This is a genomic window from Streptomyces sp. STR69, from assembly GCF_024519455.1.
GTDB lineage: Bacteria > Actinomycetota > Actinomycetes > Streptomycetales > Streptomycetaceae > Streptomyces.
On sequence record NZ_JALJRY010000001.1, the window covers coordinates 683,033 to 708,768 of the forward strand.

The window sequence follows — 25,736 nt, forward strand, 5'->3', positions numbered from 1 at the left end:
CAGCCAAGCCGGGCAGGATGACCGCAGAGAACGGAGGTTCGCGATGCCCATCCCTCGGACACTGCTGGCCATTCCGGTGTCTTTGGCGCTGCTCTGCCTGTCCCCGGCCGCCTCCCGGGCCGGCGCGACAACGACCCCGAACGCCCTGGTCCCGCTACTGGTCGCACGGGGCAGAGCCCCCGGCGCGGCCCTACTGGCCAGCTACCGGACCGGCTCCCGCTCGGCGCCGGGCGGGACGGAGTATGAGCAGGCCGGAGCCAAGCACGAACAGGCCGGGACCGACTACGCCCAGGCCGGAACGGGCATCAGCCGTGCCGACCACTTCCGCGCCGGCAGTATCACGAAGACCTTCATCGCGACGCTGGTCCTGCAACTGGCCGCCGAACACCGGCTGTCCCTGTCCGACACGGTGGAGCAGCACCTGCCGGGCCTGGTGCGCGGAGCGGGCAACGACGGGCGCGCGCTGACCCTGCGTTCCCTGCTCACCCACACCAGCGGCCTGTACGACTTCACCGCGGCCACCGGGGGCACGGTCCCCGTGTCTCCTCTTGAGGCCGTCCGTATCGCGCTCACCCACCCTCCGGCCGATCGAGGCCGCTTCTCCTACTCGAACACCAACTACGTGCTGCTCGGCCTGGTGATCCGGCAGGTCACCGGCCGCTCGTACGCCGCCGAGGCCGAGCGCCGCATCATCGCTCCGCTGCGTCTGACGGGCACCTCCTTCCCGGGCTCCCGCACCACTCTTCCCGCGCCGCACGGCCGCGCGTATGCGACCAACGGCTCCGACGTCACCGATCTCGACCCGCGGGTGGCCGGCGCCGCGGGCGAGCTGGTGACCACGCTCGCCGATCTGAACCGCTTCTACTCGGCCCTGCTCGGCGGCGAACTACTGCCCTCGCGCCGGCTGCGCGAGATGCTCAACACCCGTACCGCACACGGCTTGTACGGTATGGGGCTGTTTCCGGTGAAGCTCCCGTGCGGCACCACGGTGTGGGGACACAACGGCCGGATCTCGGGCAGCTACGTGCGCACCGCAGCCACCGTCGACGGCCGGCATGTCCTCACTTTCCGTGTGAACACGAGCGAGATCGCAGACCCCGGTCTCGAACCGGCCCTGCTCGCCGCCGAGTTCTGCCCCCGCACCTCGTAGAACGGCCGGGTTCCGGACAAAGATCCCAGCTCACGACACTCGTTCGAGTGAAGCCGACGGGTACGCCCGGCGAAGCCGACCGCACCGGGCGTCGACCGGCCGCACCCGCCCGCCCTCGGCTACAACGGCGCGATGTCCGGCGCCCCCAACCGCGCCGCGTCCGCGGTCAGGTCGTCGGGCTGGAGCTGGGACTCCCGCTCGGCCTCCACCCGCTTCTCGTAGTGCTCGACCTCGCGCTCGATCTGGTCCTTGTCCCAGCCGAGCACCGGCGCCATCAGCTCTGCGGCCTCGCGGGCGCTGCGGGTGCCCCGGTCGAAGGTCTCGATGGAGATACGGGTGCGGCGGGTCAGCACGTCGTCCAGGTGCCGTGCGCCCTCGTGCGAGGCGGCGTAGACGACCTCGGCGCGCAGATAGTCGTCGGCGGCCTGGAGGGGTTCGCCGAGGGTGGGGTCCTTGGCGATGAGGTCGAGGACCTCCTCGGCCATCGAGCCGAAACGGTTCAGCAGGTGCTCCACTCGCACCACGTGGATGCCGGTCTGTGCGGCGATCCGCGCTCGCGCGTTCCACAGCGCGCGATAGCCCTCCGCGCCGATCAGCGGCACGTCCTCGGTGACGCACTCGGCGACCCGCATGTCGAGCCCGTGCACCGCCTCGTCCACCGCGTCCTTGGCCATCACCCGGTACGTCGTGTACTTGCCGCCCGCCACGACGACGAGTCCCGGCACCGGATGCGCCACGGTGTGCTCGCGCGACAGCTTGCTGGTGGCGTCCGACTCGCCGGCCAGCAGGGGCCGCAGCCCCGCGTACACGCCCTGGACGTCGTCTCTGGTCAGCGGTACCGCGAGGACCGAGTTCACATGCTCAAGGAGGTAGTCGATGTCGGCGCTGGACGCGGCCGGGTGGGCCTTGTCGAGGTCCCAGTCGGTGTCGGTGGTGCCGACGATCCAGTGCCGGCCCCAGGGGATGACGAACAGCACGGACTTCTCGGTGCGCAGGATCAGTCCGCTGCTGGAGTTGATGCGGTCCTTGGGGACGACCAGGTGGATGCCCTTGGAGGCGCGGACGTGGAACTGTCCGCGCTCGCCGACCATGGCCTGGGTGTCGTCGGTCCACACGCCCGTGGCGTTCACGATCTGCTTGGCGCGGATCTCGTACTCGCCGCCCGCCTCGACGTCCTCCACCTTGGCGCCGACCACCCGCTCGCCCTCGCGCAGGAACCCGGTCACCCGCGCGCGGTTGGCGACCTTCGCACCGTACGACGACGCCGTGCGCACCAGGGTGGCCACATAGCGGGCGTCGTCCATCTGGGCGTCGTAGTACTGCAAGGCCCCGACCAGGGCGTCCTTCTTCAGCGCGGGCGCCACGCGCAGGGCGTGACGGCGGCTCAGGTGGCGGTGGGTGGGCAGGCCACGGCCGTGCGCGCGGGCCATGGACATCGCGTCGTAGAGCGCGACGCCCGAGCCGGCGTAGAGCCGTTCCCAGCCCTTGTGCTGGAGCGGGTACAGGAACGCCACGGGCTTCACCAGGTGCGGGGCCAGCCGCTCAAGGAGCAGTCCGCGTTCCTTCAGGGCCTCGCGGACGAGGGCGAAGTCGAGCATCTCCAGGTAGCGCAGGCCGCCGTGGATGAGCTTGCTCGACCTGCTCGATGTGCCGGACGCCCAGTCACGCGCCTCGACCAGTCCCGTGGACAGGCCGCGTGTCACGGCGTCCAGGGCGGTGCCCGCGCCGACCACGCCCCCGCCCACCACGAGCACGTCCAGTTCGCGCTCGGCCATTCCCGCCAGTGCCTCGGCCCGCTGCGCCGGACCCAGTGTCGCTGTCCTCACCGCTGCCTCCCGCTATCGGTAGCGCCGGCCGCACCCGTTCGGCGAAGCCCGGTTCGTATCCCTCCTGCCCAAATTCTGACCGGGTTGCCCGACTTCAGCCACCACTCGCCCCCAGCCTGTGGACAACAATCACAGGACTGCCGAAAAACACAGCCGTCCAATACCGCATAACGGTCATATTTACTCCTAGTCTGACATTGCGCTCGCTCGTTCTGTCCACAGGGCTTGCGCACCTGTCCCGCTTCGGTTATTGGGAAGGACGGCCCACGCCATGCCCGCAGATCTCGCCGTCATCGGACTCGGTCCTCTCGGCCTGCCCCTGGCCCAGGCCGCTGTCGCCGCCGGTATCGCCACGGTCGGCTTCAAGACCGGCCCCGAGGCCGGCTCCCTCAGCCCCGCCGAACTGCGCCGGATGCTCTCGGGAGGCTTCCGGCCGGCCACGAATCCCGCCGAGCTCGGCCGCGTACGCACCGCCGTGATCTGCGCGCCGACACCCCCGGACGCGGACGGCGGCCTCGACCTCAGCCAGGTGGACACGGCCGCCCGCGCCCTCGCCGCGCACCTGCGCCCGCACACCACGGTGATCCTGGAGTCACCGGTACACCCCGGCACCACCGAGGACTTTCTCCGTCCCCTCCTCGAAGAGGGATCCGGCCTCCGCGCGGGCCGCGACTTCCACCTCGCCTACTCCCCCAGCCGCGTCGACCCCGGCAATCGCGACTTCACGCCCGCCAACACCCCCAAGGTGATCGGCGGTCTGACTCCGGCCTGCACCGAGTCGGCCGCCGCCTTCTACGGCCGGCTCACCGACAAGGTGGTACGCGCGCGTGGACTGCGCGAAGCGGAAACCGTGCAGCTGCTGGAGACCAATTTCCGGCACGTCAACATCGCCCTCGTCAACGAAATGGCCGTCCTGTGCCACGACTTGGGCGTCGACCTCTGGGACGTCATCCGCTGCGCGGAGACCAAGCCGTTCGGCTTCCAGGCCTTCCGCCCCGGCCCCGGCGTCGGCGGCCACGCCGTCCCCCAGGACCTGACGGCACACGGGGGCCGCCCGCTCCGCATGGTCGAACTCGCCCAGCAGGTCAACAACCAGATGCCCCGTTACGTCATCCAGCGCGCCGCCACGCTCCTCAACGAGCACGGCAAGTCCGCGCGTGGAGCACGGGTGTTGCTGCTCGGTGTCACCTACAAGGCCGACCTCGCCGACCAACAGGCCACCCCCGCCCAGGAGATCGCGATCCGCCTCATGGAACTCGGCGCCTCCGTCAGCTACCACGACCCGCACATCCCCTCCTGGAGCGTCCTGGACCGCCCGGTCCCCCGCGCGGACTCCCTCTACGAGGCGGCGGCCGACGCCGACCTGACGATCCTGCTCCAGCAGCACCGGACATACGACCTCCAAGGCCTGTCCGTGAAGGCCCAGTTGCTGCTGGACACGCGGGGGGCCACGCCCACGGGGGCGGCGCACCGGCTCTGAACATGAAATCCGCTGGTGGCGGGACCCCCTCGACCTGCTAATCTCCCCACACTCGTCGCACAGCTGTCTCATATCCGTGCGCGCGTTTCTCTGTTTCACCTTTCCTGTCTTCACATCCCGTGGGGGGATCTCTGTCATGAGCGAGTCAGTAACGCCACCGCAGCCACCGGCGCAGCCCGAGGCCCAGCCGCAGGCGCCCGCGCAGCCGGTCGACGGCAACCCGTACGCCCAGCAGCCCGGCGCTGTACTGCCGCCCCAGGCTCCGTACGCCCCGCCCGTTCCCCCGAAGAACAACATCGCGCTCGGCCTGGTGACCGCCGTCGTCGCCGCGCTGGTCGCCGCCGGTATCTACGGCGTCGTCATCGGCACCACCAAGCACGAGATCGGCTGGGCGGCGGTCGGCGTCGGCTTCGTGATCGGCCTGGCTGCGGGCAAGCTCGGTGGGCGCAACCCCGTGCTGCCCGTGGTCAGTGCCGTCCTGGCCCTGGGCGCGGTCTACCTCGGGCAGCTGGTCGGCGAGGCGATGATCGGCGCGGACGAGCTGGGCGTGAACTTCAGCAAGGTGTTCTTCGACCACTTCGACGTCGTCCAGGACGCCTGGAAGGCCGACGCGGACCCGATCACCTTCATCTTCTTCGCCATCGCCGCGTTCGCCGCGTTCTCGGGGGCCAAGAAGGCTGCGCTCTGACCCCGGCGCGCGGGTTGTGCAGGGGGGCGCTTGGGGCGGGGTGTGCGTCGGGGGCTGGTGGCGTGTGACTCGCGGCGCAGGTACCGTGAGAAACAGGTGGAGCCCACCGCAGCGGGTACTGCGGTGAGCTCCTGAAAAGTGAACGGAGTGTCCACCCCTAGTTGCTATGGGGGTGGCCGCTCACTTTCCGCCGTACATCCACAAGATCCACCTCCTCCGTTGCTTCACCATCCGAAGACGGATCCGGTCCCAGCGGGTGGGCTTGCGGTGGCGTCCCATGGGCGCCCCCTTCCACGAGGCCGCCCATTAGCCCGGTAGGCGGTTCGTCTGGAATTCGGGCCGGGCCCCGAGAGCCCGGGTCCGGAACGATTTCCGTGGAAGGGGGCACCCCGCACAACTGGGGCGCCGATCACGGACGTTACCGCCCCGACACGCCCCACCAGCGAACTTTCGCCCCGAACGCAACCGTGCGCCCCCCAGTCCCAACACGCGCCCCACCAGCCCCACTTGGGCACGCGAAAGGACCCGGACCACCCAGGCCCGGGCCCTTCGAAGCGTCGTAGAACCGCCTACCGCCTACCGCTTGTGCTGCGAGTCCGCCACCGTGACCTCGACCCGCTGGAACTCCTTCAGCTCGCTGTACCCGGTCGTCGCCATCGCCCGCCGCAGCGCCCCGAAGATGTTCATCGAGCCGTCCGGGACGTGGGACGGGCCGGTGAGGATCTCCTCGATCGTGCCGACCGTGCCGAGGTCGACCTTCTTGCCGCGCGGGAGTTCCTCGTTGACCGCTTCCATGCCCCAGTGGTGGCCCTTGCCGGGGCCGTCCGTGGCGCGGGCCAGCGGGGAACCCATCATGACCGCGTCCGCGCCGCAGGCGATCGCCTTGGGGAGGTCGCCGGACCAGCCGACACCGCCGTCCGCGATGACGTGCACGTACCGGCCGCCGGACTCGTCCATGTAGTCACGGCGGGCGGCGGCGACGTCGGCGACCGCCGTGGCCATCGGGACCTGGATGCCCAGCACGTTGCGCGTGGTGTGCGCCGCGCCGCCGCCGAAGCCGACGAGGACGCCGGCCGCGCCCGTGCGCATCAGGTGCAGGGCCGCGGTGTACGTGGCGCAGCCGCCGACGATCACCGGGACGTCCAGCTCGTAGATGAACTGCTTCAGGTTCAGCGGCTCGTGCGAACCCGACACGTGCTCCGCCGAGACCGTCGTACCGCGGATGACGAAGATGTCCACGCCCGCGTCGACGACGGCCTTGGAGAACTGGGCCGTGCGCTGCGGGGAGAGCGCGGCGGCGGTGACCACGCCCGAGTCGCGCACCTCCTTGATGCGCTGCCCGATCAGCTCCTCCTTGATGGGAGCCGCGTAGATCTCCTGGAGGCGGCGGGTCGCGGCGTCCGCGTCCAGCTCGGTGATCTCGTCGAGGAGCGACTGCGGGTCCTCGTAGCGGGTCCAGAGGCCTTCGAGGTTCAGCACGCCGAGGCCGCCGAGCTCGCCGATGCGGATCGCGGTGGCCGGGGAGACGACCGAGTCCATGGGGGCGGCCAGGAAGGGCAGTTCGAAGCGGTAGGCGTCGATCTGCCAGGCGATCGAGACCTCCTTCGGGTCCCGCGTACGGCGGCTGGGGACGACGGCGATGTCGTCGAAGGCGTACGCCCGGCGGCCGCGCTTGCCGCGCCCGATCTCGATCTCAGTCACGTCTGTGGCCTTTCCTCTGCGTTTCAGCGTCTTCCAGTATCGCCGACGGGTACGACAAGGGCGGCCCCGGATGCTCCGGAGCCGCCCTCGACTCACTGCACGCGCGCGTGGCGACTACTTGCTGCGGCTGTAGTTGGGTGCCTCGACGGTCATCTGGATGTCGTGCGGGTGGCTCTCCTTGAGGCCCGCCGAGGTGATCCGGACGAAGCGGCCCTTGGTCTCCATCTCCCCGATGGTGGCCGCGCCGACATAGCCCATGGTCTGGCGCAGACCGCCGACGAGCTGGTGCAGCACGTTGGCCAGCGGGCCGCGGTAGGGCACCTGGCCCTCGATGCCCTCGGGGACGAGCTTGTCGTCGGAGGCGACCTCGGCCTGGAAGTAGCGGTCCTTGGAGTACGACCGGCCCTGGCCGCGGGACTGCATCGCGCCGAGCGAGCCCATGCCGCGGTACGACTTGAACTGCTTGCCGTTGATGAACTGCAGCTCACCCGGGGACTCCTCACAGCCCGCGAGGAGGCTGCCGAGCATCACCGTGTCGGCGCCGGCGGCGAGCGCCTTGCCGATGTCGCCGGAGTACTGCAGGCCGCCGTCCCCGATGAGCGGGACGCCGGCCGCGCGGGCGGCGAGGGAGGCTTCGTAGATGGCGGTGACCTGCGGGACGCCGATGCCGGCGACGACGCGGGTGGTGCAGATCGAGCCGGGGCCGACACCGACCTTGATGCCGTCGACACCGGCGTCGACCAGGGCCTGGGCGCCGTCGCGGGTGGCCACGTTGCCGCCGATCACATCGACGCCGACGCTCGACTTGATCTTCGACATCCAGCTGAGGGCGTTGCTGTTGTGGCCGTGCGAGGTGTCGACGACCAGGAAGTCCACGCCGGCCTCGGCGAGGGCCTGGGCGCGGTCCAGCGCCTCGGGGCTGGCGCCCACGGCGGCGCCGACGATGAGGCGGCCCTCGGCGTCCTTGGCGGCGTGCGGGTACTGCTCGGCCTTGACGAAGTCCTTGACCGTGATGAGGCCCTTGAGGATGCCCGCCTCGTCGACCAGGGGAAGCTTCTCGATCTTGTGGCGGCGCAGCAGCTGCATGGCGTCGGCGCCGGTGATGCCGACCTTGCCGGTGACCAGGGGCATCGGGGTCATGACCTCACGCACCTGACGGGAGCGGTCGGTCTCGAAGGCCATGTCGCGGTTGGTGACGATGCCGAGCAGCTTCTTGTTGCCGTCGGTCACCGGGACGCCGCTGATGCGGAACTTGGCGCACAGGGCGTCGGCCTCGGCAAGCGTGGCATCCGGGTGCACGGTGATCGGGTCGGTGACCATGCCGGACTCGGAGCGCTTCACGAGGTCGACCTGGTTGACCTGGTCCTCGACGGACAGGTTGCGGTGCAGGACGCCGACGCCGCCCTGGCGGGCCATCGCGATGGCCATCCTGGACTCGGTCACCTTGTCCATCGCCGCGGAGAGCAGCGGGATGTTGACCCGGACGTTGCGCGAGATGCGGGACGAGGTGTCGACCGCGTTCGGGAGCACCTCGGATGCACCCGGCAGCAGCAGCACGTCGTCGTAGGTCAGCCCCAGTGTCGCGAATTTGGCGGGCACTCCGTCGACGTTGGCAGTCATGACACCTTCCCCAATGGCCTTGATCGGTGCGGATGTCCATGCTAACGGGAAGCAGGGGCCGCGAATTCCATGATTCGACGGCTACGCCCGACTCCGGGCTTCGTATATTCGTACGGAACCCAGCGCCCGGCTGTTCAAAAAAGGCGCCGCCCGTACCGGTGTTACTGCTCGGCCAGGGCCCGCAACCGGCTCAGCGCGCGGTGTTGTGCGACCCGGACGGCGCCGGGTGACATTCCCAACATCTGGCCGGTCTCCTCGGCCGTAAGGCCTACGGCGATGCGCAGCAGGAGTAGTTCGCGCTGGTTCTCCGGGAGGTTGGCCATGAGTTTCTTGGCCCATTCGGCGTCGCTGCTGAGCAGGGCACGCTCCTCGGGACCGAGGGAGTCGTCCGGCCGCTCGGGCATCTCGTCGGAGGGGACCGCCGTGGAGCCCGGGTGGCGCATCGCGGCCCGCTGGAGGTCGGCGACCTTGTGCGCGGCGATGGCGAAGACGAAGGCCTCGAAGGGGCGGCCGGTGTCCTTGTAGCGCGGCAGCGCGAGGAGGACGGCTACGCAGACCTCCTGGGCGAGGTCCTCCACGAAGTGCCGTGCGTCGCCCGGGAGTCGGGACAGACGGGTGCGGCAGTAGCGCAGGGCCAGTGGGTGTACGTGGGCGAGCAGATCGTGCGTGGCCTGCTCGTCTCCGTCGACCGCGCGAAGGACGAGCCCACCAATCGCCCCTTGGGCCCTGGCCCCCTCGTCGTCACGCATCGGTCCATGGTGCCTTGCGGCCGTGTGGTCCGTGGCACCGCGTCCGTTGTTGTGCACCGAAGCGTTATGAGCAGGTGCGCCGGAACTCATCTCCTGCGCCCTCCCCTCCCGCTCGACCGACTCGTCCCCGAGGAACTCCACACCTCAAGGATGCGGCATCCGCGGCGAAACGAGCAGCGGGCACCCGGCGGGCCCCGTCACCGTCCCCGCCCGCCCTCAGGCAGGCGGGGATTTCCGTACCCCCGCTACGACCCACTGACCTGGCCCTAACGGACCAGACCCCAGCGGAAACCGAGCGCCACGGCGTGCGCCCGGTCCGAGGCGCCGAGTTTCTTGAAGAGCCGTCGGGCGTGGGTCTTGACGGTGTCCTCGGAGAGGAAGAGTTCACGGCCGATCTCCGCGTTGGAGCGGCCGTGGCTCATGCCTTCGAGGACCTGGATCTCGCGTGCGGTGAGCGTCGGCGCGGCGCCCATCTCGGCGGACCGCAGCCGGCGCGGGGCCAGTCGCCAGGTCGGGTCGGCGAGGGCCTGGGTGACCGTGGCCCGCAGTTCGGCGCGCGAGGCGTCCTTGTGCAGATAGCCGCGGGCGCCGGCCGCGACCGCGAGGGCCACGCCGTCCAGGTCTTCGGCGACGGTGAGCATGATGATGCGTGCGCCCGGGTCGGCGGAGAGCAGTCGCCGCACGGTCTCGACACCGCCGAGTCCGGGCATGCGTACGTCCATCAGAATGAGGTCCGAGCGGTCGGCGCCCCAGCGGCGGAGGACTTCCTCCCCGTTGGCCGCGGTCGTCACGCGCTCGACACCGGGTACGGTCGCGACCGCCCGGCGGAGCGCCTCTCGGGCAAGCGGGGAGTCGTCACAGACGAGGACGGATGTCATGGCCGCCCTCCGCAGCTGATGCGCGTCACCTTGAGCCTCCAGGCTGGTACGAAATCGTCACCTGTGCGGTCGACCGTCTCGGACGCCTGCCCGAGCACTTGTGTTTGCAACCGCCTCGCACTCTCAACGACGGTCACTCGAAAGAGTTACGGGGCCGTGTGTCGTCTTCGGCACTCTACGTGAGGGTGCGGACACGGTGGAGGCGTGCGCGGCCGACCCTCAAGCTTTCATCACAACCGGTGCCCCATTCAGCCCTATTTCTTCCCTTTTACTGGTGTCTGAGGCTAGATTCGCAATGAGTCATATTTTCATCTCCTTAGATCGTAGTTGTACGGTCGTGGACACCGTATCCGCCCATAACGGCTACAAGGGGTCACGCAATGGCAGATTTCTCCCGCCTTCCCGGACCGAACGCGGACCTGTGGGACTGGCAGCTCCTGGCTGCCTGCCGAGGGGTCGACAGCTCGCTCTTCTTTCATCCCGAGGGCGAGCGCGGTGCGGCACGAAGCGCTCGTGAGAACTCGGCCAAAGAGGTCTGCATGAGGTGCCCGGTCCGCGCACAGTGCGCGGCGCACGCGCTGGCGGTGCGCGAGCCGTACGGCGTCTGGGGCGGCCTCACCGAGGACGAGCGCGAAGAACTCATGGGGCGCGCCCGCAACCGCCTGGTGTCGGCCTCGACCGCCGGGGACATGGCTTCGAACAACTGAAGGAACGTTTCTCCAGTACACCCTCCGAGAGCACTCCCCCAGGGGCACGCGCACGCGTGCCCCCTACTTTTCGCGGGCCGCCCGCTCCAGCTGGTCCAGCGTCGCCGCCACCGCGGGCACCTGCGCCAGGTCCGGCAGGGTCAGCGCGACGATCTCCCGCCGCACCGCCGGTTCCAGGGTCACCGTCCGTGCGCCCCGGGGCCGTACGGACTCGATGGCGAGCTGGGGCAGTACGGCGACGCCCAGGCCCGCGCTCACCAGGCCGACGACCGCCGGATAGTCGTCGGTCGCGAAGTCGATGCGCGGCGTGAAGCCCGCGGTCTCGCAGACCTCGACCAGCTGGCCCCGGCAGCGCGGGCAACCGGCGATCCAGGGTTCGCGGGCGAGTTCGCCGATGGCGACCGACTCCGCGCGCGCGAGGCGGTGCTTTTCCGGGACCAGGGCGACCAGGCGGTCGCGGAGCAGGGGTCGTACCACCAGGTCGGACCAGTCCTCGGCGCCCGTCGCGGTCTCGTAGCGGAAGGCGAGGGCGATGTCGCAGTCGCCCTCGCGGAGCAGGTCGACGGAGTTCGGCGGTTCGGCCTCCTCCAGGAAGACGCGGGTGCCGGGGTGGGCGGCGCGCAGGGCGGCGAGGGCCGTGGGGACGAGCGTCGAGCTGCCGCTCGGGAAGGAGACCAGGCGGACCCGGCCGGCGCGCAGGCCCGCGATCGCGGCGACCTCCTCCTCGGCGGCGGTCAGGCCGGCGAGGATGCCGGCCGCGTGCCGGACCAGGGCCTCGCCCGCCTGGGTCAGGCGCATTTCGCGACCGGTGCGGATCAGCAGCGGGGTGCCGACCGAGGTCTCCAGGGCCTTCATCTGCTGGCTGACCGCGGGCTGGGTGCAGCCGAGCGCACGCCCGGCCGCCGAGAAGGAACCGGTGGCGGCGACAGCGCGCAGCACACGGAGATGTCGGGCCTCGATCACGCCCCGAGCATAAGCCAACCTTGGGTGTACGGGTGAATAATGCGCAACGCCTTTGGGGTGCTCTCGCCTACCGTGGCGTCATGAAGCTTCTCTCGCTGAATCTGGGCCGGGCCACGGCCGTGCCGTACACGGACCAGCCGGAGGGGGTGACGGGCATCGACAAGCGGCCGACCGACGGGCCCGTCCGGGTGAGTGCGCCCGGCCCCAAGGGGATCGCCGGGAGCGGTCTCGCCGGGGACGCGGTGTGTCATCTGCGCCACCACGGCGGGGACGACCAGGCGGTGTACGCGGTCGCCCGCGAGGATCTCGACGACTGGGAACGGGAGTTGGGGCACCCGCTCGGCAACGGCTCCTTCGGGGAGAACCTGACGACCCTGGGGCTCGACGTGTCCGGCGCGCGGATCGGGGAGCGGTGGCGGATCGGTTCCGAAGTGGTCCTGGAGGTCACCTCCGGGCGGATTCCGTGCCGTACGTTCCAGGACCATCTGGGCGAGCGCGGGTGGGTGAAGCGGTTCACCGTGAAGGGTGCACCGGGGGCCTATCTGCGGGTGATCGAACCCGGTGAGATCCGGGCCGGGGACGCGATCGAGGTCGTGCACCGGCCCGGCCACGAGGTGACGGTGGCCCTGCAGTTCCGGGCCGTGACGACCGAGCGGGCGCTGCTGCCGCGGCTGCTTCCGGCGGGCGAGGCGCTGCATCCGGAGGTCCTCGCGCAGGCCCTGAAATATGTCGCGGAGCACGCGGGCTGACCTGCCGTCACGGCCGGTTCGACGCCTTGTTCGACACGTGTTCGTCACGGATCGGGAGGGCCTGTGCAGAGATCCGGCCCGGTCGCTCCGAGTCACTAATCTTGCGCCATGACAACGGCATTGATTACGGGATCGACCGCGGGGATCGGTGCCGCGTTCGCGCGGCGGCTCGCGGCGGACGGACACAACCTCGTGCTGGTGGCGCGGAACACCGAACGGCTCGGCGAGCAGGCGACCGAACTGCACGACCGGCACGGAATCGAGGCGGAGGTGCTGACCGCCGACCTCGCCACGGACGAGGGCATCGAGACGGTGGCCGCCCGGCTCGCGGACCGCAAGAACCCGGTGGACCTGCTGGTCAACAACGCGGGCTTCGGCAACAAGGGCCGCTATCTCGACGTACCGATGGCGGACGAGCTGAAGATGCTCAAGGTGCACTGCGAGGCGGTGCTGCGGCTGACCAGCGCGGCGACCGAGGGGATGCGGGAGCGCGGGCGCGGCGGCGTCGTCAACGTGGCGTCGGTGGCGGCCTTCGTGCCGCGCGGGACGTACGGCGCGTCGAAGGCGTGGGTGGTGCAGTTCACGCAGGGGGCCGCCAAGGACCTGGCCGGGACCGGCGTACGGCTGATGGCGCTGGCGCCCGGTTTCGTGCGGACCGAGTTCCACGAGCGGGCCGGGATCGGCACGGACAACATCCCGAACTGGATGTGGCTGGACGCGGACAAGCTGGTCGCGGCGGCGCTCGCGGATCTGGCGCGCGGCAAGTCGCTGTCGATCCCCGACCCGCGCTACAAGGCGCTGATGGGCCTGGTGAAGATCACTCCGCAGGCGGTGCTCGGCGGGATCACGTCGAAGACCGGGCGGAAGTACGGGCCGCAGTGACGGCAGCCGCCTCTGCGACGGGTGCGGTGACGGCAACGCGAAGGCCCGGCTCCCCCAGAGGGGCGCCGGGCCTTCGGTGTACTACGGGTTCACCGACCTGCGTCAGTGGGAGTGGCCGTGACCACCGGCGGCCGGCTCCTCCTCTTCCTTCTTCTCGACGACCAGGGTCTCGGTCGTGAGAAGGAGGGAGGCGATGGAGGCGGCGTTCTCCAGGGCGGAGCGGGTGACCTTGACCGGGTCGATGACGCCGGCCTTGACCAGGTCGCCGTACTCGCCGGTCGCGGCGTTGAAGCCCTGGCCGGGCTCCAGGTCGGCGACCTTGGAGGTGATGACGTAGCCCTCAAGACCGGCGTTCTCGGCGATCCAGCGCAGCGGCTCGACGACCGCGCGGCGCACGACCGCGACACCGGTGGCCTCGTCGCCGGTCTTGCCGAGGTTGCCCTCAAGGACCTTGGCGGCGTGGACCAGAGCGGAGCCACCACCGGAGACGATGCCCTCCTCGACCGCGGCGCGGGTCGCGGAGATGGCGTCCTCCAGACGGTGCTTCTTCTCCTTCAGCTCCACCTCGGTGGCGGCGCCGACCTTGATCACGCACACGCCGCCGGCCAGCTTCGCGAGGCGCTCCTGGAGCTTCTCGCGGTCCCAGTCGGAGTCGGTGTTCTCGATCTCGGCCTTGATCTGGTTGACGCGGCCCGTGACCTCGGAGGAGTCACCGGCACCGTCGACGACCGTGGTGTCGTCCTTGGTGACCGTCACGCGACGGGCGGAGCCGAGCACGTCCAGGCCGACCTGGTCGAGCTTGAGGCCGACCTCCTCGGCGATGACCTGACCGCCGGTGAGGGTGGCGAGGTCGCCGAGCATCGCCTTGCGGCGGTCGCCGAAGCCGGGGGCCTTGACCGCGACCGCGTTGAACGTGCCGCGGATCTTGTTCACGACCAGGGTCGACAGGGCCTCGCCCTCGACGTCCTCGGCGATGATCAGCAGCGGCTTGGAGGCGTTGGCCTGGATGACCTTCTCCAGCAGCGGCAGCAGGTCCTGGATGGAGCTGATCTTGCCCTGGTGGATGAGGATGTACGGGTCCTCCAGGACCGCTTCCATCCGCTCCTGGTCCGTCACGAAGTACGGCGACAGGTAGCCCTTGTCGAAGGCCATGCCCTCGGTGAAGTCCAGCTCCAGACCGAAGGTGTTGGACTCCTCGACGGTGATGACACCGTCCTTGCCGACCTTGTCCATCGCCTCGGCGATGAGCTCGCCGACCTGGCTGTCCTGCGCGGACAGACCGGCGACGGCCGCGATGTCGGCCTTGTCGTCGATCGGCCGCGCGGTGGCGAGCAGCTCGTCGGAGATGGCCTTGACGGCGGCGTCGATGCCCTTCTTCAGGGAAGCCGGGGAGGCGCCGGCGGCGACGTTGCGCAGGCCCTCGCGTACGAGCGCCTGGGCGAGCACGGTGGCGGTGGTGGTGCCGTCACCCGCGATGTCGTTGGTCTTGGTCGCCACCTCCTTCACCAGCTGGGCACCGAGGTTCTCGTACGGGTCGTCGAGCTCGACCTCGCGGGCGATGGTGACACCGTCGTTGGTGATGGTGGGGGCGCCGAACTTCTTGTCGATGACGACGTTGCGGCCCTTGGGGCCGATCGTCACCTTGACCGTGTCGGCAAGCTTGTTGACGCCGCGCTCGAGGGCGCGACGGGCGTCCTCGTCGAACTTCAGGATCTTCGCCATGGGAGCGGTTCAGCCCTCTCGGAAAACGTGGGTGAAACGAACTACGCCCCTGACGCCCGGCTTCATAAGGTCGCGGGGGCCAGGGGCGTAGCTCACTGCAAAACTGGGTGAATTACTTCTCGATGATCGCGAGCACGTCGCGGGCCGAGAGGACGAGGTATTCCTCGCCGCTGTACTTCACTTCGGTGCCGCCGTACTTGCTGTACAGCACGATGTCGCCGGTCTTCACGTCGAGCGGAAGACGCTCGCCGTTCTCGAAGCGGCCCGGGCCCACGGCCAGGACGACGCCCTCCTGGGGCTTCTCCTTGGCCGTGTCCGGGATGACCAGGCCAGAGGCCGTGGTCTGCTCGGCGTCGAGCGGCTGGACCACAATGCGGTCCTCAAGCGGCTTGATGGCAACCTTGGAGCTGGTGGTCGTCACGATCCGACCTCCCCCTTCGGAGATCTCACGGGGTTAACTGTCTGAGGTGGCGACCAGGTGGATCCGTCGTCGCGGGTGCCGGACCTGCCCGTCGCTATTGGCACTCTCCAGGGGGGAGTGCCAGGTCTGAGACTATGACTGCGATTAGCACTCGGTCAAGCGGAGTGCCAATGCCGGCGGCGCTTGGGCGGAATTTTGGTGACCGTTGGCTGTGGTTGCCGTCCCTGGGGGCCGCGCCCCCGGACCCCCGCTTCGGCCTGAACGGCCTCGTCCTCAAACGCCGGACGGGCTGGATGCGCCGAACGGTTCCCGCCCTAGTCCGCCGTGCATCCCCAGTAGCCGATCTCCGCCGGCTCGTCGTCGCGGTAGAGGATCGTGCACCGGCCTGTTCCACGGCCCGGGAAGGACAGGGCCCAGGTGCGGAGGGCGGCGACCCACTGCTCACGGGTGGGTCTGCCCTCCGGTGCCCAGTCGCGCACCTCGTCCTCGGTCAGTGGCCGCATCATGGCGAAGTCGTCTCCGGACGCGGCGTCGATGAGGTCGTAGAAGTCGAGCACGGAGGAGGTGCCGCCCGTCAGGATGTACTCCCGCCAGCCGTCGTCCTCCCACAGATCGACGATGTCCCGCCCCGGGAACCCGTGGTCGTCCCTGGCCAGTTCCTGTTCCTGCGCCTGCCGGAAGGCCGACTCAAGATCCTTCTGGTACGGCCCCGTCGAGGTCCACTGGTCGCCACCCATCGCAAGCCCCTTTCCGCTCACCGCTGTTCGTCGTGCGCGGCAGGCTAGCCGGGGCCTCTGACACTCCCGCCCGGCGCGTCAGAGGTGGTCCTCAGAGGTAGTCCTCCAGACGGCCCACCGTCAGGCCCCGCTCCTGAATCCCCTGGAGCAGTCGGGCCGTCGTGTCGGTCGGGGCGATGCGGACGATGTCGCCGGGGCTGAGGCGATGGGCGCCCCGGGCGTAGGTGAGCGTTCCGGTGGTCGTGGAGGCCCGCCAGAGGACCAGTGCGGAGATGCCGCAGTCGGCGGCGGCTCGGCGGGTCGTCAGGTCGTACGTGCCGTAGGGGGGCCGGAGCAGGCGGGTCCGGCGGCCGCAGATCTCGGTGCGCTGGGCGTCGTAGGGCAGGCCCGCGACGGGGCGGCCGTCCTGGGCCGCGCCGAACTCGGTGACGGGCAGGCGTAGTTCGCGGACCATGTCGGCGAAGCCCGGGTCAGGCCGCGCGTCCGCGTCGTGGTCGTAGGTCAGGAAGACGACCTTGTCGTGGGTGCGGACGTGGTCCACGACGGGTGGGAGGCCCGGGCCCGCCGAGCGGGCGGGGGGTCCGGGGGACGGCTTCGGGGCGGGGGCCAGGGGGGCCGTCAAACCCCAGTGGCGGTACGGCTGTTCGCGGGCCGGGCCGTGCGGGTGCACGCGCTGGGCGGCCTTCTTGCCGAGCCGTTCGATGGGGTCGACGGACTGGGCGCAGCCGGTGAGGAGGGTGGCCGCCAGGGCGACGGCCACCGGTACCCGGACCCTCACAGGTAGTCCTCCAGGCGGGCCACCGCGTAGCCCTCGGCCGTGACCTTGCCGAGGAAGCGGCGCATGTCGTCGACCATCGTGCCCTTCCAGTCCGCACGGCCCCGGAAGTGGGTCAGGACGATGTCGCCGGGGTGGAGTTGCTGGTCGTCCTCGCGGTACTCCCAGTGGTCGACGAAGACCTCCTCGTCCCAGATCGGGGCGTACTTGATGCCGCAGGACTTGGCGGCGACGAGGGTGTCGTGGTTGTAGTTCCCGTACGGCGGCCGGAAGACCGTCGGGGCCTTGCCGAACTGCTTCTTGACGATGTCCTGCATGCCGCAGATCTCACGCTTCTGCTCGGCGTAGGACAGGCCCGGCAGGTAGGGGTGCGTGAGGGTGTGGTTGTTGATCGTGTGGCCCTCGGCCTGCATCTTCCTGAAGTAGCCGTAGTCGTCCTTGACCAGGTAGTTGCTGAGGAAGGCCGTGTACGGGATCTTCAGGTCGTTCATCATCCGCAGGAACGCGGGGTCCTTGTTCTCGCCGTCGTCGATCGTGAGGAAGACGATCTTCTGCTTGGTGGGGATCGTCGTGAAGACCGGCGGGAGGTTCAGCTCCTCCTGGTCGTCCACCTCGAACCCCTTGCGCGCGGTGATCTCCGGCTTGTGCGCGGGGGCCGGCGGGGCCTGGAGCGGCACCTTCGCCAGTCCCCAGCGCTTCGCGGCGGCGACCCGGGCGGCATAGGCGGCGCGCAGCCTGGTGGCGTAGGAGTCGAGCGCGCGGGCCGGGGGCGCGTGCAGGGGCTGCGCGCCGTGGGCCGGGTGCGGGGGGTGCGTCGGGTGCGCGGTCGTTCCGGAGCCGGACTGGCCGCAGCCGGAGGCGAGGGCGGCGAGCGCGAGGGCGGCCAGCGCGCCACGGACGCCCGGCTTCCACCCTCGAACGCCCCTGCTCTCCTGGCCCTCCATGCGCTCACGCGTCCGATTGATGTCATTTTGTACGACTACTCGCATGGGGTCGGATCTTTTCAGGCCCCGGTCCCGATCCCGTGCCGACACCGCCAACACACCGCCACCGGAGGCACACCGTCCACCGACTGGCCCACAATGTCCCGGTGAACGACCCCCATGCCCCGGTGTACAACCCCGTACTCGCCTTCGCCGCCCTGCTCACCCCCGAGGGCCGTGCCCTCCTCGACGAGGTCCGCGGCACCGACCCGGCCAAAGAACTCGCCGTCGCGACCCGGCTGCGCCGCGAGCACCCCGCCGATCTCGTCTCGGCGGCCCTCGGCCAGGCCCGGCTGCGGCAGCGGGCGGCGGTGGCGAAGTTCACGCCCGAGGACGCCGACCGGATGTTCTTCACCCCGAACGGCTTCGAACAGTCCACCCGGGCCACGGTCGCCGCCTACCGCGCCGGGAGGCTGCGCGAGCTGGGCGTGACCTCCGTCGCCGACCTGTGCTGCGGAATCGGCGGCGACGCGATCGCGCTGGCGCGGGCGGGGGTGCGCGTGCTGGCCGTGGACCGCGATCCGCTGACGGCCGCCGTGGCGCGCGCGAACGCGGAGGCGCTGGGCCTGGCCGACCTGATCGAGGTGCGGGAGGCGGATGTCACGGACGTGGACACGGCGGCGTACGACGCCGTGTTCGTCGACCCCGCGCGACGCGGCGGCCGGGGTCGCATCTTCGACCCCGAGGCGTACTCGCCCCCGTTGTCCTGGGCCATCGGCGCCGCTACGACGGCCCCGCTCGCCGCGCTGAAGATCGCGCCCGGCGTGCCGCACGAGGCGATCCCGGAGACGGCCGAGGCGGAGTGGATCTCGGACGGCGGGGACGTGAAGGAGGCGGTGCTGTGGTTCGGCACCGGGGTGCGGCCGGGAGCGGTCCGCGCAACACTCCTCCCCGGCCCGCGAGTTGTGCACGGGCGCGGACTGCCCGACCCCGAAGTCCGTTCCGTGGGGCGGTACTTGTACGAGCCCGACGGCGCCGTCATCCGCGCCCATCTCGTCGCCGAGGTCGCGGAGGAGGTCGGCGGCGGACTCATCGACGAGACCATCGCGTATGTGACGGCGGATGACCTACGACCGACCCCGTACGCCTCCGCCTACGAGATCACCGATCAACTCCCCTTCGGCGTCAAGAAGTTGAAGGCGCTGCTCCGGGAGCGGGAGGTGGGCGTACTCACCGTGAAGAAGCGGGGGTCGGCCGTCGAACCGGAGGAACTGCGCCGGAAGGTGAAGCCTCAGGGGTCCAACTCGGCGACGGTGTTCCTGACTCGGGTGGCGGGGGCGCCGGCGATGTTGATCGGGCGGCCGGTCCAGCACGCATCGGGCACCGTTCACCTCGCTGATGGAGCAGAGAGCGCAGAGCAGTAAATCGGTGGGGCGACGCAGCGGGAATCTGCCACGCTCATCGGATGGGTGCATTGGATGCAGTGGCAGGCAGGGTCGCCGGCGGGGCCACCGTGACGTTCCGGCCCAGCGGCTCCTCGATGGTCCCGCTGATACGCAGTCGGCAGCGGGTGGTCGTCGCTCCGGTCGACCCGTCGAAGGTGGAGGTCGGAGACATCGTCCTCGCCCGTGTCGCCGGGACGGTCTACCTGCACTTGGTGTCGTCCGTGGACCTGGCCAGGAAGCGGGTGCAGATCAGCAACAACCGTGGCCGCGTCAACGGCTGGACCGGCCACGACCGCGTCTTCGGCATCTGTGTGGCGGTCGACGACGTCGCCCGGTCGGGAGCCGCGGGCAAGACGTCGCGGCCGGCTCCGGCGAGTCCTCCCGGACCTGACGTTCCACTTGACGCGCCCTAGGTCCTAGTCCGCCTCTTCGGCCCTGCGCAGCAGGAGTTGGTGTTCGCGTTCGTTGCGTGCCAACGAAGCCGCTCTTACGAACTCCGCCTTCGCCTCCACCGTACGACCGAGGCGCAGCAGCAGGTCGCCGCGGACGCTGGGCAGCAAGTGGTAGTCGCGCAGGGCGGGTTCGGCGGCCAGGGTGTCGACGATCTCCAGTGCGGGGGCCGGGCCCTGCGCCATCGAGACGGCGACCGCGCGGTTCAACTCCACGACGGGGGACGGGGATCGGGCGGCGAGGAAGCCGTACAGGGTCGCGATCGTCGGCCAGTCGGTCTCGTCGTAGGTGTACGCGTGGGCGTGGCAGGCGGCGATGGCGGCCTGGAGGGCGTAGGGGCCGGGGGCGCCGGTGGACACGGCGTCGGCGCGGCCGAGGGCGGTGATGCCGCGGGCGATGAGCAGGCGGTTCCAGCGGCGGCGGTTCTGGTCCCTGAGGAGGACGGGGTCGCCGTTCGGGGCGGTGCGGGCGGCCGAGCGGGAGGCCTGGAACTCCAACAGGGCGGCCAGGGCGTGGACTTCGGGTTCCTTCGGCATCAGGCCGGCGAGGAGTCGGGCCAGGCGGAGGGCGTCCTCGCAGAGGCTCGGGCGCAGCCAGTCGTCGCCCGCCGTCGCCGCGTAGCCCTCGTTGAAGATGAGGTAGATGACGTCGAGGACGGAGCCGAGGCGGGCCTCGCGGTCGGGGCCGTAGGGGACCTCGAAGGCGACGTTCCTGGTGGCCAGGGTGCGTTTGGCGCGGACGATGCGCTGGGCGATCGTCGGCTCGGGGGCGAGGAACGCGCGGGCGATCTCGGGGGTGGTCAGGCCGCCGAGGAGGCGCAGGGTGAGGGCGGTGCGGGCCTCGGGGGACAACACCGGGTGGCAGGTGGTGAAGACCAGGCGGAGGAGGTCGTCGTCGATGTCGTCGGGGGCGGCGGGTTCCTCGGGCGGGGCCGTGGTCTCCAGGGTGCGGCCGATCTCCTGGAGCTTGCGGGCGTAGTTCTCCCGGCGCCGGACCAGGTCGACGGCGCGGTGCCGGGCGGTGGCCATGAGCCAGGCGCCCGGGTTGTCGGGCACGCCGTCCCGCGGCCACTGCTCAAGGGCGGCGACCAGGGCGTCCTGCGCGAGTTCCTCGGCGATGCCGACGTCGCGGACGGTGCGGGCGACGGCGGCGATGATCCGCGGGGACTCGATGCGGAAGACGGTCTCGATGGCGGTGTGCGGGTCGGTGGCGGGCTGTGATTCGGAGTTCACCTGAAGACCGTAGGACGCCTCTGCGCCTTCAGGCCGGGGACGAATCCGGATTCCCGCCTCGCGGAGCAGGGTTGACCGGATCACTGCCGGGCGATCCGGCGTCTGCCGCGATGGTGATGAGGCCGACCTCGATCAGATAAAGGATCTCGGAGTTGATGGACCGCCGGTCCGCAGCCGCCTGAGTGCGCACACGGGCATGGAGGTCTTCGGGGAATCGGACGTTGAAGTTGACCATGCAGCCATTATATAGCTACCGTGTAGCCATGACAGCACTACGTGGAGCCAAAGACGCCGGGCACGCCCGGTGGACCTTCCGGCTGCGCGTGTCGCCGACCGCCCGCGCGCAGCTGTATGCGGAATGGGATCGGTGCCGGTGGGTCTGGAATGAGTGCGTGGCCAAGTCCAAGGCCGTGCACGCGCAAAACAAAGCCACGGGTGGAAAGGCGACCTGCGGTCCGGCCCAGCTCGACAAGCTGCTGACCGCAGCCCGGAAGACAATGCCGTGGCTTCGAGCAGGCAGCTCGGTGCCGCAACAGCAGATCATCCGGGACTTCGGCAAGTCCCGCGCGAAGGCGCAGAAGGACATCAAGGCCCGCCTGCCGCAAACCAGGCGGGCCGGAATGCCGAAGTACAAGAAGAAGCACGAGGCCCTCCCGGGCCTGAACTACACCCAACGCGGTTTCCGGTTGAAGGACGGGCGCCTGCACCTGGCGGGCGGGATCGCACTTGGCGTGGTGTGGTCGCGGGACCTGCCTGCCGACCCGTCCTCGGTGCGGATCTACCAGGACAGCCTCGGCCACTGGTACGCCTCCTTCGTGGTCCCTGCCCAGGCCGAACCGCTACCCGAGACAGGCTCGGTGATCGGCATCGACTGGGGCGTCAAGGAGACCGCGACCACCACCTCCGACGCGTACGACCTTCCCCACGTACAGCACGGCCGAAAGGCCCGCTCGAAGTTGTCGCGGTACGACCGGATGATGGCCCGCAGGAAGCCCAAGAACGGACGGCCCAGCTCGAAGGGTTACCGCGAAGCGAAGAATTTGCGGGCGAAGACACACAGGAAAGTGGCTCGGCAGCGGCAGGACACCGCACGAAAGTGGGCCAAGAAGGTCGTGTGCGACCACGACGTGATCGCGGTCGAGGATTTCCGGCCGAAGTTCCTCGCCAGAACCAGCATGGCCCGCAAAGCCGCCGATGCGGCGATCGGTGCCACCAAGGCGGCCTTGCTGGAGATGGGCCGCAAGCACGAACGAGACATCCGTCTTGTGCACCCCGCCCACACCACCATGGACTGCGCGCAGTGCGGAGCGAGAACCAAGCACGCACTACCGCTGTCCGAACGTACCTACACCTGCACCGCGTGCGCAGCCGTGTCCTCCAGGGACAAGAACTCCGCCCGCGTGATGCTGGTCCGGGCTGGTCTCGACCCGGCTGGTGCCGAAGGTGTAAGACCTCCTGGAGCGCTGCTCCAGGAGGCGGCCTGAGCCAGGAATCCCCCGCCTGAGGCGGTGGAGGTTTCAAAACCCACCATGCGACACCCCCACCATGTGCTACCTCAGGCGAAGGAAGACCCAGGACTCCTCAGCCCTCCGCGATCTCCCGCACCTCGCACGTCACGGTCCAGAAGTCCTCGTGCACCTTCAGGAACCGCTTCGTCCACTCCAGCGCCTCGGCCATGTCCTTGCACTGCATGAGGGCGTAACCGCCGACGACCTCCTTGGACTCGGTGAACGGCCCGTCGGTGACGGAGATCTTCCCGCCCTCCCAGTGGACCCGCGCGCCTTGCGCGCTCGGGGTGAGACCGGCGGTGTCGAGCATCACCCCGGCCTTGGTGATCTCCTCGATCAACTCACCCATCCGCTGCATCAGTTCGGCACTCGGGCCCTCGGCCGGGGCGGTCTTCTCGTCGATCTGCACGAGGGAGAGATAACGGGGCATGGTGACTCCTCGGGACTGATTGATCACCGGGTCCTTCCCGGCCTTTCAACCATGCGTCGAACGAGGAGACGACGGATCGACACACTCGCCGGAATTCCCCAAAGATTTTTTCCGGCTTACTGTTTCCGCAGGTCAGACGCCGGTCACTTCAGTGACTCCCACAACTCGCTCGCCGCCGGCTCCTTCGCCACCACCCGGTTCGGATCGGAGGGTGCCGTCACGACCGGCATCGTGATCGTCTTGACCGCGTCCGCCGACAGGCCCTTCAGGCTCTGGCCGAGGCTGATGAGTTCGCTCAGGGAGTCGAGGCCCGTGTCGGTGGTGAGGCTGTCGGTGATCGCGTCGGTGACCTCGTAGAGCTTGGTGGGGTCGGTGAGCAGGTCGTGCGAGGAGATCTGGGTCAACAGCGCCTTCACCAGCATCTGTTGGAGGCCTATTCGGCCGAGGTCGCTGCCGTCGCCTATGCCGTGCCGGGTGCGGGCGAGGGCGAGGGCCTGCTTGCCGGTGAGGTGATGGGTGCCCTTCTTCAGGTGCAGGTGGCTGTCGTCGTCGTCGATGTCCTGGGTCGTGGTGACCGTGACTCCGCCGAGCGCGTTGACCAGCTTCGCGAAACCGGCGAAGTCGATCTCTATGTAGTGGTCCATGCGGACGTCCGTGATCGACTCGACCGTCTTGACCGCACAGACCGGACCGCCCACCGAATAGGCGCTGTTGAACATCGCGTTGTACGCCACGGAGGTCGAGCCCCCCGACTTCAGCGGGCAGGACGGGCGGGTGACGAGGGTGTCGCGCGGGATGCTGACGATCGTGGCCTTCTTACGGCCCGCGTCGATGTGCACGACCATCGCCGTGTCGGAGCGGGCGCCGGAACTGTCGCCGCCGCCGAGCGCCTCGTTCTCCTTGCCGCTGCGCGAGTCCGAGCCGAGGACCAGGATGTTCACCGAGCCGGTCGGCACGGGGGCGGCGGACGCGGAGGCGGACGCCGTAGGTGTGGTCACCGCCTTCGCGGGGCGGTTGGCGCCGAGCGCGCTGTCGATGTCGACGCTCTTGATGTTGTTGTTGAGGTGCCAGTAGGCCCAGCCCGCCGTGGCGACACCCAGGACGAGGGCGCCCGCCAGAGTGAGGCCGGCGATCTTCAGCACCCTCGACCGCCGGCCCACTCGTCTGTCCCCGTCGGCGTTCTCGTTGTCCGTCACGGGGAGGAACATAAGTCCGAATTATTAGGAGAACGTTAGGGGAGGCGTCCCGGGACGGTTTTCTACGGAAAATCTCACGGTTCTCAGTCCCGCTTCACGCCCCCGCCTCCCTCATCCCAGGGTCACCACCGGCACCGGGTTGCTTCCGCTCCAGGACGCGTTGAACCCGAACGTCACCGAACCGCCGTCCGGGACCGTCCCGTTGTAGCTCGCGTTCGTACAGCTCACGGCCGCGCCCGACTGGGTGCAGGTCGCGTTCCAGGCCTGCGTGATCTGTTGGCCTGCGCCGTACGTCCAGTTCGCCTTCCAGGACGACAGCGAGGCCCCGGAGCAGGAGATCGTCACCTGCCCGGTGAATCCGGTGTTCCACTGACTGGTCACGCCGTACGTCGCCGAGCACGCCCCGGTCGGCGGGGTCGTGGTCGTACCGCCGAGTGCCTCCGCGATGCCGTAGTACGCCGGTTTCGGCGCGTAGTTCTCGTCGTACGGCGTCGCCGCCCCGTAGCCCGGGAAGGTGCCCGGCACCCAGGAGTCGGAGTCGGTGAAGCCCCAGACGGTGATGTTCACGCAGCGTGTCACCGCCGCGCAGGCGGCGACGACGCTCTTGAAGTCGGCCTTCTGCTGGGCGAGTTTGCCGCTGTCGGCGGGAAGCGCCATGCGTACGTCCAGCTCGGTGATGGCCACGTCCACGCCCAGGTCGGCGAAGCGCTGGATGTTCTGCTGGAGGGTGGCCGGGACCTGACCGAGGATCAGGTGGGCCTGGAGGCCGACGCCGTCGATCGGAACGCCCGCCGCTTTCAGGGACTTGACCAGGTTGTAGAGGGCGGTGGACTTCGCGTTGACGCCCTCGACGTTGTAGTCGTTGATGTACAGCTTGGCGGCCGGGTCGGCGGCGTGCGCCCAAGTCAGCGCCTGGGCGATGTAGTTGGCGCCGAGGCCGTTGTACCAGAGCGTGGAACGGTAGGTGCCGTCCTCGTTGAAGGCCTCGTTCACCACGTCCCAGGCGGTGATCTCGCCCTTGTAGCGGCCGACTTCGGTGCTGATGTGGTTCTGGAGCAGGCTGCTCAACTGGGCGGACGTCCATGTCCCGTTGGTCAGCCAGCTCGGGTTCTGGCTGTGCCAGACCAGGGTGTGGCCGCGCACCTGCTGGTTGTGGGCCCGCGCGAAGGCGACGATCTGGTCCGCCTCCGACCAGTTGAAGGTGCCCTGCGTCGGCTCTACGGTCTCCCACTTCATGGCGTTGCCGGGGGTGAGCGAGCTGAACTGCGCGCCCGCGATGTCGCCGTAGCTGCCGGTGAGTTTGGAGCCGGTGACCGCGGTGCCGACGACTTTGCCCTTCGCGGCGGCGAGGTCGCGCAGCGGGGTGTCGGCCGCGTGTGCGGCAGGTGTGGTGAAGAGCATGACGGCGCCGGTGACCAGGGCCGCCAGGGACAAGCCGGTTCTCAGAGATCTCATGCGGGTGCCTCCGAAAGTTTCGGTTGTGCAACCGATTGGCTTCGGAGGA

25 protein-coding genes are annotated in these 25,736 nt (G+C 69.6%); 9 read left to right on the plus strand and 16 right to left on the minus strand.

From position 1 onward, the window contains the following. Positions 1–43: 43 nt before the first annotated feature. The gene (locus OC490_RS03160) at positions 44–1,150 is read left to right on the plus strand and encodes a serine hydrolase domain-containing protein (RefSeq protein WP_262056179.1); all 1,107 of its coding nucleotides are present in this window, start codon (positions 44–46) and stop codon (positions 1,148–1,150) included. A gap of 119 nt (positions 1,151–1,269) precedes the next feature. On the opposite strand, the gene OC490_RS03165 is transcribed toward OC490_RS03160, so the two are convergent. Continuing rightward, positions 1,270–2,976: a glycerol-3-phosphate dehydrogenase/oxidase gene (locus OC490_RS03165; RefSeq protein WP_262056180.1), complete on the minus strand. Its 1,707-nt coding sequence runs from the start codon at positions 2,974–2,976 to the stop codon at positions 1,270–1,272. Between the two features lie 271 nt (positions 2,977–3,247). Here OC490_RS03165 and OC490_RS03170 point away from each other — a divergent pair, with 271 nt between their 5' ends. Continuing rightward, complete coding sequence (locus OC490_RS03170; protein WP_262056181.1) at positions 3,248–4,456, plus strand: nucleotide sugar dehydrogenase; 1,209 nt, start codon at positions 3,248–3,250, stop codon at positions 4,454–4,456. A 136-nt stretch (positions 4,457–4,592) separates the two neighbouring features. Next, positions 4,593–5,144: a hypothetical protein gene (locus tag OC490_RS03175; protein ID WP_262056182.1), complete on the plus strand. Its 552-nt coding sequence runs from the start codon at positions 4,593–4,595 to the stop codon at positions 5,142–5,144. 576 nt (positions 5,145–5,720) lie between these two features. Here the strand turns inward: OC490_RS03175 and OC490_RS03180 are convergent. The 4 genes from OC490_RS03180 to OC490_RS03195 all read right to left on the minus strand — a co-directional run bounded on the left by OC490_RS03180 (position 5,721) and on the right by OC490_RS03195 (position 10,092). Next, positions 5,721–6,845: a GuaB3 family IMP dehydrogenase-related protein gene (locus tag OC490_RS03180; protein ID WP_200715867.1), complete on the minus strand. Its 1,125-nt coding sequence runs from the start codon at positions 6,843–6,845 to the stop codon at positions 5,721–5,723. A 114-nt stretch (positions 6,846–6,959) separates the two neighbouring features. Then, positions 6,960–8,465 (minus strand): IMP dehydrogenase, encoded by a 1,506-nt coding sequence (gene guaB, locus OC490_RS03185; RefSeq protein WP_262056183.1) that lies wholly within the window; start codon positions 8,463–8,465, stop codon positions 6,960–6,962. Between the two features lie 161 nt (positions 8,466–8,626). After that, positions 8,627–9,214 (minus strand): sigma-70 family RNA polymerase sigma factor, encoded by a 588-nt coding sequence (locus tag OC490_RS03190; RefSeq protein WP_262056184.1) that lies wholly within the window; start codon positions 9,212–9,214, stop codon positions 8,627–8,629. A gap of 266 nt (positions 9,215–9,480) precedes the next feature. Beyond that, a complete protein-coding gene (locus tag OC490_RS03195) occupies positions 9,481–10,092 on the minus strand; it encodes a response regulator transcription factor (RefSeq protein ID WP_003948568.1) in 612 nt (203 codons plus the stop codon). Between the two features lie 380 nt (positions 10,093–10,472). On the opposite strand from OC490_RS03195, the gene OC490_RS03200 reads away from it, so the two are divergent. After that, complete coding sequence (locus tag OC490_RS03200) at positions 10,473–10,799, plus strand: WhiB family transcriptional regulator (RefSeq protein ID WP_019066760.1); 327 nt, start codon at positions 10,473–10,475, stop codon at positions 10,797–10,799. Positions 10,800–10,862: 63 nt separating this feature from the next. On the opposite strand, the gene OC490_RS03205 is transcribed toward OC490_RS03200, so the two are convergent. Next, positions 10,863–11,762 (minus strand): LysR family transcriptional regulator, encoded by a 900-nt coding sequence (locus OC490_RS03205; protein WP_262056185.1) that lies wholly within the window; start codon positions 11,760–11,762, stop codon positions 10,863–10,865. 80 nt (positions 11,763–11,842) lie between these two features. On the opposite strand from OC490_RS03205, the gene OC490_RS03210 reads away from it, so the two are divergent. Further along, the gene (locus OC490_RS03210) at positions 11,843–12,511 is read left to right on the plus strand and encodes an MOSC domain-containing protein (protein WP_262056186.1); all 669 of its coding nucleotides are present in this window, start codon (positions 11,843–11,845) and stop codon (positions 12,509–12,511) included. 108 nt (positions 12,512–12,619) lie between these two features. Beyond that, positions 12,620–13,393, plus strand: coding sequence for an SDR family NAD(P)-dependent oxidoreductase (locus OC490_RS03215; protein WP_262056187.1), 774 nt, complete (start codon positions 12,620–12,622; stop codon positions 13,391–13,393). 102 nt (positions 13,394–13,495) lie between these two features. Here the strand turns inward: OC490_RS03215 and groL are convergent, their stop codons facing one another. From groL to OC490_RS03240, 5 genes are all read right to left on the minus strand, one after another. Further along, on the minus strand, positions 13,496–15,115 hold the full coding sequence (gene groL, locus OC490_RS03220; protein ID WP_262056188.1) for a chaperonin GroEL: 1,620 nt from the start codon (positions 15,113–15,115) through the stop codon (positions 13,496–13,498). A 112-nt stretch (positions 15,116–15,227) separates the two neighbouring features. Further along, complete coding sequence (groES, locus tag OC490_RS03225) at positions 15,228–15,536, minus strand: co-chaperone GroES (RefSeq protein ID WP_019066754.1); 309 nt, start codon at positions 15,534–15,536, stop codon at positions 15,228–15,230. Between the two features lie 314 nt (positions 15,537–15,850). After that, complete coding sequence (locus tag OC490_RS03230; protein ID WP_262056189.1) at positions 15,851–16,273, minus strand: hypothetical protein; 423 nt, start codon at positions 16,271–16,273, stop codon at positions 15,851–15,853. Positions 16,274–16,364: 91 nt separating this feature from the next. After that, the gene (locus OC490_RS03235; RefSeq protein WP_262056190.1) at positions 16,365–17,051 is read right to left on the minus strand and encodes a hypothetical protein; all 687 of its coding nucleotides are present in this window, start codon (positions 17,049–17,051) and stop codon (positions 16,365–16,367) included. Next, a complete protein-coding gene (locus OC490_RS03240) occupies positions 17,048–18,037 on the minus strand; it encodes a polysaccharide deacetylase family protein (RefSeq protein WP_262056191.1) in 990 nt (329 codons plus the stop codon). Before OC490_RS03240 ends, OC490_RS03235 begins: the two co-directional genes overlap by 4 nt. A 101-nt stretch (positions 18,038–18,138) precedes the next feature. Between OC490_RS03240 and OC490_RS03245 the strand changes: the two genes are divergently transcribed. Then, positions 18,139–19,395 (plus strand): class I SAM-dependent methyltransferase, encoded by a 1,257-nt coding sequence (locus OC490_RS03245; protein WP_262056192.1) that lies wholly within the window; start codon positions 18,139–18,141, stop codon positions 19,393–19,395. A 41-nt stretch (positions 19,396–19,436) separates the two neighbouring features. Beyond that, the gene (locus tag OC490_RS03250) at positions 19,437–19,829 is read left to right on the plus strand and encodes a S26 family signal peptidase (protein WP_262056193.1); all 393 of its coding nucleotides are present in this window, start codon (positions 19,437–19,439) and stop codon (positions 19,827–19,829) included. A gap of 3 nt (positions 19,830–19,832) precedes the next feature. Here the strand turns inward: OC490_RS03250 and OC490_RS03255 are convergent, their stop codons facing one another. Beyond that, entirely contained in the window at positions 19,833–21,098 is a 1,266-nt protein-coding gene (locus OC490_RS03255) for an RNA polymerase sigma factor (protein WP_262056194.1), read from the minus strand. 28 nt (positions 21,099–21,126) lie between these two features. Then, positions 21,127–21,333: an Arc family DNA-binding protein gene (locus OC490_RS49300; RefSeq protein WP_315986648.1), complete on the minus strand. Its 207-nt coding sequence runs from the start codon at positions 21,331–21,333 to the stop codon at positions 21,127–21,129. A gap of 28 nt (positions 21,334–21,361) precedes the next feature. Between OC490_RS49300 and OC490_RS03265 the strand changes: the two genes are divergently transcribed. Beyond that, a complete protein-coding gene (locus tag OC490_RS03265; protein WP_262056317.1) occupies positions 21,362–22,582 on the plus strand; it encodes an RNA-guided endonuclease InsQ/TnpB family protein in 1,221 nt (406 codons plus the stop codon). Positions 22,583–22,679: 97 nt separating this feature from the next. On the opposite strand, the gene OC490_RS03270 is transcribed toward OC490_RS03265, so the two are convergent. The 3 genes from OC490_RS03270 to OC490_RS03280 all read right to left on the minus strand — a co-directional run bounded on the left by OC490_RS03270 (position 22,680) and on the right by OC490_RS03280 (position 25,687). After that, a complete protein-coding gene (locus tag OC490_RS03270) occupies positions 22,680–23,036 on the minus strand; it encodes a YciI family protein (RefSeq protein ID WP_262056195.1) in 357 nt (118 codons plus the stop codon). Positions 23,037–23,179: 143 nt separating this feature from the next. Continuing rightward, the gene (locus OC490_RS03275) at positions 23,180–24,244 is read right to left on the minus strand and encodes an LCP family protein (RefSeq protein ID WP_262056196.1); all 1,065 of its coding nucleotides are present in this window, start codon (positions 24,242–24,244) and stop codon (positions 23,180–23,182) included. Positions 24,245–24,343: 99 nt separating this feature from the next. Next, positions 24,344–25,687 (minus strand): endo-1,4-beta-xylanase, encoded by a 1,344-nt coding sequence (locus OC490_RS03280; RefSeq protein WP_262056197.1) that lies wholly within the window; start codon positions 25,685–25,687, stop codon positions 24,344–24,346. Positions 25,688–25,736: the final 49 nt, after the last annotated feature.

Bases quoted from the DNA above. Each gene is read 5' to 3' on its own strand.
- OC490_RS03160 (WP_262056179.1), top strand. From the start codon at position 44: ATGCCCATCCCTCGGACACTGCTGGCCATTCCGGTGTCTTTGGCGCTG.
- OC490_RS03170 (WP_262056181.1), top strand. From the start codon at position 3,248: ATGCCCGCAGATCTCGCCGTCATCGGACTCGGTCCTCTCGGCCTGCCC.
- OC490_RS03175 (WP_262056182.1), top strand. From the start codon at position 4,593: ATGAGCGAGTCAGTAACGCCACCGCAGCCACCGGCGCAGCCCGAGGCC.
- guaB (WP_262056183.1), bottom strand. From the start codon at position 8,465: ATGACTGCCAACGTCGACGGAGTGCCCGCCAAATTCGCGACACTGGGG.
- OC490_RS03190 (WP_262056184.1), bottom strand. From the start codon at position 9,214: ATGCGTGACGACGAGGGGGCCAGGGCCCAAGGGGCGATTGGTGGGCTC.
- OC490_RS03195 (WP_003948568.1), bottom strand. From the start codon at position 10,092: ATGACATCCGTCCTCGTCTGTGACGACTCCCCGCTTGCCCGAGAGGCG.
- OC490_RS03200 (WP_019066760.1), top strand. From the start codon at position 10,473: ATGGCAGATTTCTCCCGCCTTCCCGGACCGAACGCGGACCTGTGGGAC.
- OC490_RS03210 (WP_262056186.1), top strand. From the start codon at position 11,843: ATGAAGCTTCTCTCGCTGAATCTGGGCCGGGCCACGGCCGTGCCGTAC.
- OC490_RS03215 (WP_262056187.1), top strand. From the start codon at position 12,620: ATGACAACGGCATTGATTACGGGATCGACCGCGGGGATCGGTGCCGCG.
- groL (WP_262056188.1), bottom strand. From the start codon at position 15,115: ATGGCGAAGATCCTGAAGTTCGACGAGGACGCCCGTCGCGCCCTCGAG.
- OC490_RS03230 (WP_262056189.1), bottom strand. From the start codon at position 16,273: ATGGGTGGCGACCAGTGGACCTCGACGGGGCCGTACCAGAAGGATCTT.
- OC490_RS03240 (WP_262056191.1), bottom strand. From the start codon at position 18,037: ATGCGAGTAGTCGTACAAAATGACATCAATCGGACGCGTGAGCGCATG.
- OC490_RS03250 (WP_262056193.1), top strand. From the start codon at position 19,437: ATGGGTGCATTGGATGCAGTGGCAGGCAGGGTCGCCGGCGGGGCCACC.
- OC490_RS49300 (WP_315986648.1), bottom strand. From the start codon at position 21,333: ATGGTCAACTTCAACGTCCGATTCCCCGAAGACCTCCATGCCCGTGTG.
- OC490_RS03265 (WP_262056317.1), top strand. From the start codon at position 21,362: ATGACAGCACTACGTGGAGCCAAAGACGCCGGGCACGCCCGGTGGACC.
- OC490_RS03270 (WP_262056195.1), bottom strand. From the start codon at position 23,036: ATGCCCCGTTATCTCTCCCTCGTGCAGATCGACGAGAAGACCGCCCCG.
- OC490_RS03275 (WP_262056196.1), bottom strand. From the start codon at position 24,244: ATGTTCCTCCCCGTGACGGACAACGAGAACGCCGACGGGGACAGACGA.
- OC490_RS03280 (WP_262056197.1), bottom strand. From the start codon at position 25,687: ATGAGATCTCTGAGAACCGGCTTGTCCCTGGCGGCCCTGGTCACCGGC.